The sequence below is a fragment of the Tardiphaga sp. genome (genome assembly GCF_044340795.1).
Classification (GTDB): Bacteria; Pseudomonadota; Alphaproteobacteria; order Rhizobiales; family Xanthobacteraceae; genus Tardiphaga.
In genome coordinates, this window is record NZ_JBIISY010000071.1 from 15,487 (window position 1) to 27,331 (window position 11,845).

The 11,845-nt window shown below is 62.3% G+C and carries 8 protein-coding genes; 2 read left to right on the forward strand and 6 right to left on the reverse strand.

Features of this window, described 5'->3' with window-relative positions:
- Positions 1-36: 36 nt before the first annotated feature.
- The 3 genes from ACIQ17_RS13805 to exbB are packed head-to-tail and all read right to left on the reverse strand — an operon-like array spanning position 37 to position 2,232.
- Positions 37-825, reverse strand: a complete 789-nt coding sequence (locus ACIQ17_RS13805) for an energy transducer TonB (protein WP_398469488.1) — start codon at positions 823-825, stop codon at positions 37-39.
- Positions 826-838: 13 nt separating this feature from the next.
- The gene (exbD, locus tag ACIQ17_RS13810; protein ID WP_398469490.1) at positions 839-1,321 is read right to left on the reverse strand and encodes a TonB system transport protein ExbD; all 483 of its coding nucleotides are present in this window, start codon (positions 1,319-1,321) and stop codon (positions 839-841) included.
- A 2-nt stretch (positions 1,322-1,323) separates the two neighbouring features.
- Positions 1,324-2,232 carry a tonB-system energizer ExbB gene (gene exbB, locus ACIQ17_RS13815; protein WP_398469492.1) on the reverse strand — a complete coding sequence of 303 codons (909 nt, stop codon included), beginning with the start codon at positions 2,230-2,232 and terminating at the stop codon, positions 1,324-1,326.
- 845 nt (positions 2,233-3,077) lie between these two features.
- Here exbB and ACIQ17_RS13820 point away from each other — a divergent pair.
- Together ACIQ17_RS13820 and ACIQ17_RS13825 are read left to right on the forward strand one after the other, a co-directional pair.
- Positions 3,078-4,235, forward strand: a complete 1,158-nt coding sequence (locus ACIQ17_RS13820) for an efflux RND transporter periplasmic adaptor subunit (protein ID WP_398469494.1) — start codon at positions 3,078-3,080, stop codon at positions 4,233-4,235.
- A 3-nt stretch (positions 4,236-4,238) separates the two neighbouring features.
- Positions 4,239-7,382, forward strand: coding sequence for a multidrug efflux RND transporter permease subunit (locus ACIQ17_RS13825; protein ID WP_398469496.1), 3,144 nt, complete (start codon positions 4,239-4,241; stop codon positions 7,380-7,382).
- Positions 7,383-7,385: 3 nt separating this feature from the next.
- Here ACIQ17_RS13825 and ACIQ17_RS13830 read toward each other — a convergent pair whose 3' ends face one another.
- The 3 genes from ACIQ17_RS13830 to ACIQ17_RS13840 all read right to left on the reverse strand — a co-directional run bounded on the left by ACIQ17_RS13830 (position 7,386) and on the right by ACIQ17_RS13840 (position 11,616).
- Entirely contained in the window at positions 7,386-7,712 is a 327-nt protein-coding gene (locus tag ACIQ17_RS13830; protein WP_398469506.1) for a PilZ domain-containing protein, read from the reverse strand.
- A gap of 199 nt (positions 7,713-7,911) precedes the next feature.
- Positions 7,912-9,606, reverse strand: a complete 1,695-nt coding sequence (locus ACIQ17_RS13835; RefSeq protein ID WP_398469498.1) for a methyl-accepting chemotaxis protein — start codon at positions 9,604-9,606, stop codon at positions 7,912-7,914.
- A 318-nt stretch (positions 9,607-9,924) separates the two neighbouring features.
- Complete coding sequence (locus ACIQ17_RS13840; protein ID WP_398469500.1) at positions 9,925-11,616, reverse strand: methyl-accepting chemotaxis protein; 1,692 nt, start codon at positions 11,614-11,616, stop codon at positions 9,925-9,927.
- Positions 11,617-11,845: the final 229 nt, after the last annotated feature.

Sequence of the window (11,845 nt, forward strand, 5' to 3'; positions counted from 1 at the left end):
TTCTGATTTGCTTCGCTGCGCACGCAATGACGGCAACTACCCCTTCTTGATGCGGAAGATCACCGGCACCGTAAAGCTCAACCCGTCATCGGCGATCAGCGCGGGCGGCGGCGGCAGCGGGTCGGAGCGGCGGACCATGGCGACGGCGGCTTCATCAAACGCGGCGTCGCCGGAGCCCTTCACGACACGCACGGCTAGCACCTTGCCGACACGGTCGATCTCGAAATTGACCATCACCTCGGCCGCCTTCTGCTGGCGTTCGGAGGGATAGCGCTTGTTCTTTTCCAGATAGGCCGAGAGCTGCTTGGCCCACACCGCCGACAGCCGCTTCTTGTCGGTGCCCATGCCGGTGTTCACGGCCTGCGCCTTCTCGCCGGTCTTCGAGTCGTCGAGCTTCTGCTGGGCGGCGGCTTCCGAGGCGACGGATTCCTGCGAAGCCTGCTGCTGCTTCTGGGCTTTCTCCGGGGTCTCTTCCTCGGGTTTCTCCGCCTTGTTCTCGGTGACAGCCATATCCGGCTCTTCACTCTCGTTCGGCGTTTCCTTCGGAAGATCGCTTTCCTTCTCGACGGCCTTCTGCTCCTGCACCGCAGGCGATGCGGCCGACGCTTCGGAGTCCGGGCCCTGCGGCAGGTCGGTCTGCTCCACGTCCGGCGAGACCATTTCCATGCCGACTTCGATGGCATTGGCGCCGAGGCCGTCGTCGTCCATCTCCTGCTGCATCTCGTAAACGGCAGCCGCGATGCCGCCGACATGCAGCGTCACGGCGCAAACCGCTGCGATCAGCCACAGACGCCAGGACGATGAGTTGCGATCGAGATCAGGCATAACCGTTCCGAAATCAGGGCTGCGGCGCGGCCGGCGGCGTTCCCGGCGCGGGCGCAGCGCCCGGCGCGGCAGCCACGCCTTCGAGAGCGACGAGCTTGGTCTTGGTGTAGCCGCCCGCACGCAGGCGCTCCATCACGTCGAAGAATTCGCCGTAAGGCACCGCGCGATCGACGCGCAGGAAGATCGGACGATCCTTGTTGCCGTTCTCCATGGAGTCGAGACGGCTGATCAGATCGACACGCCGCACCATGTCCTCGCCGATGGCCACGGCGAGATCCGGCTTGATGCTGACATAGGTCGGCTTGTCCGGCTTCTTCTGCGGCGCCACGGTAGAGGTCGGCAGGTTGATCGGCAGATCCACGGTCGACAGCGGCGCCGCCACCATGAAGATGATCAACAGCACCAGAATGACGTCGATGAAGGGGGTGACGTTGATATCGTGGTTTTCCGCGAAATCGTCGTCGTCACCAGAACCTTCGGAAAGCGACATACCCATGGTTATTCAGCCGCTGCGCGCATGTGGGCGCTGGAATGGGTGCGATCGAGATCGCGCGACAACAGACGGCCCGAAGCGCCCTGCGCACGGCCGACGATTTCCATGTAGTTCTTCGTCACGCGGGCGAAGTGGTTATACATGATCACGGCCGGGATGGCGGCCACGAGGCCGATCGCGGTGGCGAGCAGTGCTTCGGCGATGCCCGGTGCGACGACCGCGAGGTTGGTCGTCTGCGATTTCGAGATGCCGATGAAACTGTTCATGATCCCCCAGACGGTGCCGAACAGGCCGACGAAAGGCGAGATCGCGCCGACGGTTGCGAGCGAGCCCATGCCGGTGCGGATCTTGCGGCCTTCGGCGCGGACGATTTCGCTGAAGCTCGAAGCTGCGCGTTCCTTGATGCCCTCGTCGCTGGAGATGCCGGCCGACATCTTGCCTTCGCGCATCGCCGCGGCGAGCAGACGCGACAGCACCGTCTTCTTGTCGCCCAGCGCCATCTGCGCTTCCGCCAGCGAACGGGATTCGCCGATCTTGCGCAGCGCGCTCTTCAGGCGGTTGCTCGCATAGCTGAGCTCCATAAATTTGAAGAAGGCGATGGTCCAGGTGAGCATCGATGCCAGCGCGAGGCCGATCATGACCGCCTTGACGACCATGTCGGCCGCCATGAACATTCCCCATGGCGACAGATCATGCTCACCCGTCGCCACCGGCGCCTTCGCGGCAGCTTCGGTCGCGGGGCTCACGAGTGCGGGTGCCGCTGGAGAGCTCGGCGAGACAACCGGTGCCGGCGCAGGCGTTGCAGCTGGCGCAGTTACAGTTGGCGCAGCTGCTGCCGGGGCAGCCGGCGGCGTCGCCTGCTGTGCGATGAGTGGCGATGCGAACCAGACCGTCGCCAGCGTTGCCAGCAACATAAGAACGTTTCTAAACAAGATTGTACCTCGGTCCAGTAGCAGACAGGATTTCGATAGAGCCGGCCCATGAGGCCGTTTCAGCTTCGCCACTTCGGCAGCGTTCAACACGGACGTGAAGCGCGCCGTCGAAATCCGGCATCGAGCGTCGCGTGCCCGCATGCCGTATCACGTCGTACATATCTGCAAAAGCCGCGCCGCGCATGGCTGCTGTCACGCGCTTTGCGAGTTGCAGTTTAGAAGCAGAATAAACTGCGGCCTTGCAGTCCCATCCCCTGTCCGCTGCAGCCTTCCCGCCGCCAGGCGACGAAGCTGAATATGTGACGGCGATGGGCATCATCGTAGGGCTGTATGATCGAGCGAATGGCTTGGATGCGCTCGCGGCGATATCGCGACTGCGAACGCAACATGTCCTTACCCGGATTGCGACCGCTTTGCCCACACGAATGGACTCAATTCCGCTTGAATAGCTCCAGATCAAAATCATTCTAAACTGGAGCGCAGTGTTTTCCCTGCCCTAGGAGCGCCATCGAACCGCCGCCAGGCTGCCGCACGATACTCGCCCAGCGACGCGCAAGATCGCATCAGATCGATCAACCGGGGATTGCCCGCTCGCGGACCAACGATGGTCTGCCACCCTCGTCGTTATGGATGATTGGGATTGGAGTCTGCGCCTCCCGGAAACACGCAGAAACACTTGAATACATGAAGTTTTCGCAATGATGAGCGTTCTCGCGCGGTCGTGTGTTTACACGCCTGAACGGGGTTTTTAACTGGCCGCAAAGGTGCAACTCGGCCGGGTAAAATGATCCGTGCCGCAAGATTGCCGCAAGCCGGAAGAGCCCGCCATGACCACGCGTTCCCGTTTCCGCTGGACCAGCTTGATTTTGCTGGCTGTTTTGCTCGGCGGCGGCGCCGTGGTCGTGCGGCATTACAGAGGCAGCGACGCCGCAGCCCAGGCCAACAAACCGCGCGCGCCCGTCCCTATTCCGGTCAAGATCGCATCGGTCGAGAAGTCTGACTTTCCTGTCTATCTGACCGGCCTCGGCACGGTGCAAGGCTTCAACACCGTCGTCGTCCGCACGCGTGTCGATGGCCAGATCGACCGCATCGCTTTCACCGAAGGACAGATCGTTCGGGAGGGCGACCTGCTCGCGCAGATCGATCCGCGCCCCTTCCAGGCCGCGCTCGATCAGGCCAAGGCGAAGAAGGCGCAGGACGAGGCCAATCTCGCCAATGCCAATCTCGATCTGCAGCGCTACACAAAGCTCGGCGAATTCGCCACGCGGCAGCAAACCGACACACAGCGCTCGACGGTACAGCAGGTAACTGCGCTGATCGCTGCCGACGATGCAGCCATTGCCAATGCGCAGACGCAGCTGGACTACACGACGGTCAAGGCACCGATCGCCGGCGTGGTCGGCTTCCGTCAGGTGGACAAGGGCAACATCGTCAATGCCGCGACACAGACCGGCATCGTCACCATCGCACAGATCGAACCGATCGCCGTGATCTTCACGGCGCCGGAACAGCATCTGGTCGATATCAACGCGCAGCTCGCCGCACATCCGCTGGAAGTCGATGCCTACACGAGCGACGGAAAACGGCTGCTGTCGAAGGGCACGCTGTCGGTGGTCAACAATCAGGTCGACACGACCAGCGGGACCATTCGCCTGAAAGCGGTGTTCGACAACAAGGACCATGTCCTGTGGCCGGGCCTGTCGATCTCGACGCGCCTTCTCGTCACCACGCTGAAGGACGCTGTCGTGGTGCCGGACGATGCCGTGCAGCATGGCATCGACGGACTCTATGCGTTCGCCATCAACGCGGACAGCAAGGCTGAAGTTCGCAAGATCAAGGCCGGCCGCTCCATCGACGGGCGCACGGTGATCGAGGACGGGCTCGCGCCCGGCGATCGCGTGATCGTCGCCGGACAGTACAAGGTGCAGCCGGGGTCGCTGGTCTCGGCCGCGGTCGCGTCTGCCGACGCTGCGAAAGGGCAGTAAGCCATGAACGGAGGTATTTCATCGCCGTTCATCCGCTATCCCATCGCCACCTCACTGCTGATGGCAGGCATCCTGTTTGTCGGGCTCGTTTCCTACCCCCTCCTTCCGGTCGCCCCGCTTCCGCAGGTGGATTTCCCGACCGTGCAGGTCTCGGCGACGCTGCCGGGCGCGAGCCCGGAAACCATGGCCTCGTCGGTGGCACAGCCGCTGGAACGGCAATTCGCGCAGATCCCCGGCGTCGCACAGATGACATCGACGAGTTCGCTCGGCACCGCAGCCGTGACGATCCAGTTCGACCTCAATCGCTCCATCGATGGCGCCGCCAATGATGTGCAGGCCGCGATCAACGCCGCGGGCGGGCAACTGCCGAAGAGCCTCCCCTCGCCGCCCACCTATCGCAAGGTCAATCCGGCTGACTCTCCGATCATGCTGCTGTCGGCGACCTCCGACACGCTGCCCATCACCACCGTGAGCGACAGCGTCGATGCGCAGCTCGCGCAACAGATCAGCCAGATCAACGGCGTCGCGCAGGTGACGATCGGTGGCCAGCAGAAGCCGGCGATCCGCATCCAGATCGATCCCGCCAAGCTCGTCGCCAAGGGCCTCGGCCTCGAAGATATCCGCACCCAGCTCGCCGTCACCACGGTGGACAGCCCGAAAGGCAATGTCGACGGTGCGACGCGCAGTTACACCATCTATGCCAACGACCAGTTGCCGGAATCCAAGGACTGGAACGACGTCATCATCGCCTATCGCAATGGGGGGCCACTGCGCGTGCGCGATATCGGACATGCGGTGACCGGCCCTGAAGATGCCAAACAGGCGGCCTGGGCCAATGGCAAGCGCGGCGTCTTTCTGGTGATCTTCAAGCAGCCCGGCGCCAATGTCATCGACACCGTGGACAAGATTAAAGCCGAGCTGCCCCGGCTTGTCGCAGCGATCCCGCCGGCGGTCGAGATCAAGGTGCTGAGCGATCGCACCCAGACCATCCGCGCCGCCGTGCAGGATGTGCAGTTCACCCTGCTGCTCACCATTGCGCTCGTGGTGATGGTGATCTTCGTGTTCCTGCGCAATGTCTGGGCCACCATTATTCCCAGCATCACCGTTCCGCTGGCGCTGCTCGGCGCCTGCGCGCTGATGTGGGTGTTCGGCTATACGCTCGACAATCTGTCCCTGATGGCGCTGACGATCTCCGTCGGCTTCGTGGTCGACGATGCCATCGTGATGCTGGAGAACATCACGCGCTATATCGAGGAAGGCGAGGCTCCGATGGCCGCGGCCCTGAAAGGCGCCAGCGAAATCGGCTTCACCATCGTCTCGATATCGATCTCGCTGGTGGCCGTGCTGATCCCGTTGCTGCTGATGGGCGGCATTATCGGTCGCCTGTTCCGCGAATTCGCCATCACCCTTACCATGGCGATCTTCGTCTCGCTGGTGGTCTCGCTGACGCTGACGCCGATGATGGCCTCGCGCTTCCTGCGCGACGAAAAGCACGCCCAACATGGCCGCTTCTACCAGATGAGCGAAAACGTGTTCGACGCGATGCTGCGTGGCTATGAGCGCGGTCTCGATATCGTGCTGCGCTGGCGCCTGACAACATTGATGGTGTTTTTCGCCACCGTCGCACTGTCGGTCTACCTCTTTGTCATCATCCCCAAGGGCTTCTTTCCACAGCAGGACACCGGCCTGATCACGGCTTCATCGGAGGCGGCGCAGGACATCTCCTTTGCCGACATGCGCAGGCATCAGGAAGAACTCGGCAAGATCGTGCAGGCCGATCCCGACGTCGCCACCGTCGCCATGGCCATTGGCGGCAATAGCGGCGCCCTCAATACGGGACGCATGTTCATCACGCTCAAGCCGCGGGACGAACGATCAGCCTCGGCGCAGCAGATCATCGCACGGCTGCGGCCCAAGCTAGAGAAGGTCGAAGGCGCACGCCTGTTCATGCAGGCCGCACAGGACGTCCGCCTCGGCGGTCGCGCCACCCGCACGCAATTCGAATACACGCTGCAGGATGCCAATCTAGCCGAGCTGAACGAGTGGGCGCCAAAGATCCTTGCCAGGATGCAGACACTGCCCGAACTGCGCGACGTTGCCACCGATCAGCAGACCAAGGGCACGACGCTGACATTGACCATCGATCGTGACAGCGCGTCGCGCTTCGGCATCTCGCCACAGCTGATCGACGACACGCTGTATGACTCATTCGGCCAGCGTCAGATCGCCCAGTTCTTCACCCAGCTGAACAGCTATCACGTCATCCTGGAAATCCTGCCGGAACTGCAGGGCAAGCTCGATACGCTGGACAAGATCTACATCAAGTCGCCCACCACCGGCGATCAGGTGCCGCTCTCGGCTTTCGTCAAATGGACGACGGTGCCGGTGCGACCGCTGTCGATCAGCCATCAGGGCCAATTCCCGGCCATCACCATCAGCTTCAATCTCGCCCAGGGCGTGGCGCTCGGTCAGGCGACCGACGCCGTGCAGAGCGCGATGCAGGAGCTGAATGCCCCGGCTACATTGCGCGGCACCTTCCAGGGGACCGCGCAGGCATTCCAGCAATCGCTGTCCACGGTGCCCCTTCTCATCCTCGCCGCGCTGGTGGTGGTCTATCTGATCCTCGGCATTCTCTATGAAAGCTACATCCACCCGCTGACCATTCTGTCCACCCTGCCCTCCGCGGGCGTCGGTGCACTGGCGATCCTGATGGCGTTCGGCTTCGATTTCAGCCTGATCGCGCTGATCGGCATCATCCTGCTGATCGGCATCGTCAAGAAGAACGGCATCATGCTCGTAGACTTTGCCATCGCCGCGGAGCGCGACGAACATCTCGAGCCGGAAGCCGCGATCCGCAAGGCAGCGCTGCTGCGCTTCCGTCCTATCATGATGACGACAATGGCGGCGCTGCTGGGCGGCGTGCCGCTGATGCTCGGCACCGGCACCGGATCGGAAATCCGCCAGCCGCTCGGCTATGCCATGGTTGGCGGGCTGATCGTCAGCCAGGCGCTCACCCTGTTCACCACGCCTGTCGTGTATGTCTATCTCGACCGGTTGTCGAACATCATGTCCGGCTGGGGACGCGGCAAAGGCCCGGCAATGCACGCGCCGACGTCACATGACGTCGCCAAACAGGCTGCAGAGTAGCGCTTACGCGTTCGCCATCTCGGCATCGCCGCGAGACGATGATTTCTTCTTGGCGGCGCCCTTGATGCTGAGGAAGCGGATGTCGATCTGCGCGCCATTGACCTTGACGAGCTCGCAGCGCCGATAGGCCAGTCCCGTGGAGGAGAGCAGAAGGAAGAATTCCTTCAGATTGAGGCCTTCGATGGAGGTCTCCAGCGTCAGCTCGGCGTCATGGGCAGATACGGCCGTAAGCAGGCAATTGCGCCGCCATGTACCGTCGATCCCCATGATCCAGACATTGTAGCCGCGCCCGAAGGTCACACGACCATTGCCTGCCAGTTCGTCCGCCATAATGCCTACGCTCAAGATCCCGCGCGACCGGCACGGCCTGAAAATGAAGCGCAATCATCATTCACTGCGCACGAGATAAATCTGGCTTACGCTCGCAGCAATTCCCTAAGAGATCGACAACGGCTGCCACCTGCAATCCGTGGCTGCGATCCGGGAAGCCGGTGCATCTACACCGGCCCCCGCATTGATCGCACGCCGGTCAGGCTGCGCGCACCGCGTTGAGGAAGTTGCTGACTTCGACCTTCAGCCGTGTGCTGTCGGAGGACAGCGATTGCGCCGCGGCCAGCACTTGGGTCGAGGCCGAGCCGGTCTCGCTGGCGCCGCGTTGCACATCGGTGATGTTCGATGAGACCTGCATGGTGCCCTGGGCGGCCTGCTGGACGTTGCGCGAGATTTCCTGCGTCGCGGCACCCTGCTCTTCCACCGCCGACGCGATGGTCGAGGCGATCTCGGACATGCGACCGATGGTGTCGCCGATCTCCTTGATGGCGCCGACCGAGTCCTGCGTTGCCGCCTGGATACCGGCAATCTGGTTCGATATCTCGCCCGTGGCCTTGGCCGTCTGCTCGGCCAACGCCTTCACTTCCGAAGCCACCACCGCAAAACCACGACCGGCCTCGCCGGCGCGTGCTGCCTCGATGGTGGCGTTCAGCGCCAGGAGATTGGTCTGCCCGGCAATGTTGTTGATGAGTTCGACCACATCCCCGATGCGCGCCGCAGCGCTGGCCAGCTCGCTGACGCGATCGTTTGTGATGCGTGCCTGCTGCACGGCCTGACCGGCGATATTCGCGGACTCCTGCACCTGCCGGCTGATCTCGTTGACCGAGGACGCCATTTCCTCGGTGGCGGATGCCACCGACTGAACATTGGTCGACGCCTGTTCCGATGCAGCGGCGACGGACGTGGTCAGTTCCTGGGCCCGCTCGGCGGTTGCCGTCAGCGTCCCGGCGGAGGCTTCGAGCTCGGTCGACGCCGAGGACACGGTCTCGACGACCTCGCCGATCATGTGTTCGAAATCACGGGTGATCTGATCGACGCGGCGCCCGCGCTCGATCTTGGCTTCGGCGTCGACGGCTGCGGCTTCATCGGCAGCACGTTTGTCGATCAGCGCCTGCTTGAACACCTGCAAGGCGTCGCCCATGCTGCCGATCTCGGTCTTCATGCCCTGATGCGGCACGATGGCGGTGAGGTCGCCGGTGCCGAGTGCCTGCATAGGCTTCACGATCGATGCGATGCCACGGGAGACGTCGCGGACCAGATAGATGCCCATGCCGATCCCGAGCAGCGCCGAGACGGCGAGGATCGACGCGATCATGAAGAACGCGGCATCGTAGTCGCTCGCTGCATCGGTACCGGCCTTGTCAGCGCTGGTATTGTTCAGATCGACGTTCTTGTTCAGATATGCGTCAGCCTTCTGCCCCTGTGGAATGGCCCTGGTGTCGTTCAGCAGGTTGGCTTCGCGTGGGAAAACGCCCGGCTTCGTCGCTCGCGACAGCGCCATCACTTCCTGTGCGATCTTCATATATTCAGCCCATTCGCGCTGCCAGTCATTGAAGATGGCTCGTTCTTCCCGCGATGTGATGAGCTTCTCATAAGCCCGCAGCGTCTTGGTATTGATCTCGTCCTGGGTCTTCAGGCGCTGTTCGGCAGCGACCTTGCCCTCTTCGGTCTCCGACAGCATGTGGCCGCGCATGACGTTACGATAGTTATTGGCACCCGTCCGCAGTTCACCGAGCGCGCGCACGCTGGGCAGCCAGCTGCGCTGAATTTCAGCGGTCTTCGAATTGATGTAGCCCATCTCGTAGATGGCGAGGGCGCCCATGCCGGCCATGCCGACCAGCAGCAGAGAAATGACAATGGTGATCTTGTTACGAATGGAGAGGCGAGAAAACATGAGTCATCGTTCCTTCGATCAGGGATCGTTGGCGTCAGCTTGAATTGGATTTCGTTTTTGAAATAGGACGCATCATGCGTCGCCGGCGACCGGCCGGCGGGGCCATGGTCACATCGAATCGGTGACCTTCACCCTTGCGTTCTGCTTAGCGGGACGGAGGTTAAGAAGCCGTGCAGCAAATTCCGCAGCGCGGTATCGGACAACCCCTGCCATCAAATTGGTCCGCATTGCGAACGTGGCAGTTGGTCGCGGTTTTCTTGAAATGAAAAGGCCGGCGCCATAGCGCCGGCCTTTGTTTCCTTTGCAGGAGGATCGTGATCAGGCCGCGCGAACAGCGTTCAGGAAGTTGCTGACCTCGACCTTCAGCCGCGTCGAGTCCGACGACAGCGACTGCGCAGCCGACAGCACCTGAGACGAGGCCGAGCCGGTCTCGCTGGCGCCGCGCTGCACGTCGGTGATGTTCGACGACACCTGCATCGTGCCCTGGGCGGCCTGCTGGACGTTGCGCGAGATTTCCTGCGTGGCGGCGCCCTGCTCTTCCACCGCCGAGGCAATGGTCGACGCGATTTCGGACATACGGCCGATGGTGTCACCGATCTCCTTGATGGCACCGACCGACTCCTGCGTCGCGGCCTGGATGCTGGAGATCTGCGTCGAGATTTCGCCGGTGGCCTTTGCGGTCTGTTCGGCCAGCGCCTTCACTTCCGAAGCCACCACCGCAAAACCACGACCGGCCTCACCAGCGCGCGCTGCCTCGATGGTGGCGTTCAGCGCCAGGAGATTGGTCTGTCCGGCAATGTTGTTGATGAGTTCGACCACGTCGCCGATACGTGCGGCAGCGCTGGCCAGCTCGCTGACGCGATCATTGGTGGTGCGAGCCTGATGCACGGCCTGACCGGCGATGTTGGCGGATTCCTGCACCTGCCGGCTGATCTCGTTGATCGACGAGGCCATTTCTTCAGTCGCAGAAGCCACCGACTGCACATTGGTCGAGGCCTGTTCGGACGCCGCAGCGACCGAGGTGGTCAGTTCCTGCGAACGTTCGGCGGTTGCGGTCAGCGTGCCGGCCGAGGCTTCGAGCTCGGTGGAGGCCGACGACACGGTCTCGACCACTTCGCCGATCATGGTCTCGAAATCGCGGGTGATCTGGTCGACGCGACGACCGCGCTCGATCTTGGCTTCGGCATCGGCCGCTGCGGCCTGATCGGCCGTGCGCTTGTCGATCAGCGCCTGCTTGAACACCTGCAGCGCGTCGCCCATGGTGCCCATCTCGGTCTTCATGCCCTGATGCGGCACATGCGCGGTGAGATCACCAGCGCCGAGCGCCTGCATCGGCTTGACGATCGAAGCGATGCCGGCGGACACATCGCGCACCAGATAGATGCTGACGCCGATGCCAGCAACGGCGGAAACGGCGAGGATGGTCAGCACCAGCATGAATGCGGTGTTGTAGCTCGCCTCAGCCTCCGCGCCGGCGGCGTTGGATCCCTTGGTGTTCAGCTCGATGTCCTTGGTGAGCAGTTCATCCGCCTTGAGACCGATCGGATTGACGGTCTTGGTGTTCAGCGCATTGGCTTCCTGCGGCATCTTGCCGGCGGCCTTGCGCGACAATTCCATCACCTGCAGCGTGCCCTGCTTGTAGGTTTCCCACATGCGGCCCCACTCTTCATAGATGGCGCGCTCTTCGGGCGAGGTGATCAGCTTCTCGTAATTTGCGCGAATGCGCGTGTTGCTGGCGACGACGGTCTCGAGCGTTTTCTCGTTGGCCAGCTTCTCCTCGAGCGTCTCCGCGAGCATGTGCTGACGGATCACGTTGCGATACGTGATGACCCCCGCGCGCAATTCACCGAGCAGACGGACGCTCGGCAACCAGCTGGTCTGGATATCGACCGTATTCGCATTGATCGACCGCATCTTAGTGATGGCGAGCAGTCCGAGCCCGCTCATAGCCAGTAGAAGAAATGTAACGACGACGGAAATCTTGGCGCGGATAGACATACGAGCAAGCATAACAAACAGGTCCCTCGGCCTTCGACCGGTGGTGGGTTGAGCAATGAGTTGGGTCAGCTGGAATGCGTGAGCAGAGCGGCGGACGCGGGGATCGCAGCGTTTCTCGCCGTCAAGCTCCGTATGCTCACTTTGATGGAATGTCGTAAATCACCGGTAAAAGCCTGCGACAATCTGGCCAAAAAAGTAATTGGGTCCGATGGTCTGTCGAATTGATAAAAGTCACTCACGA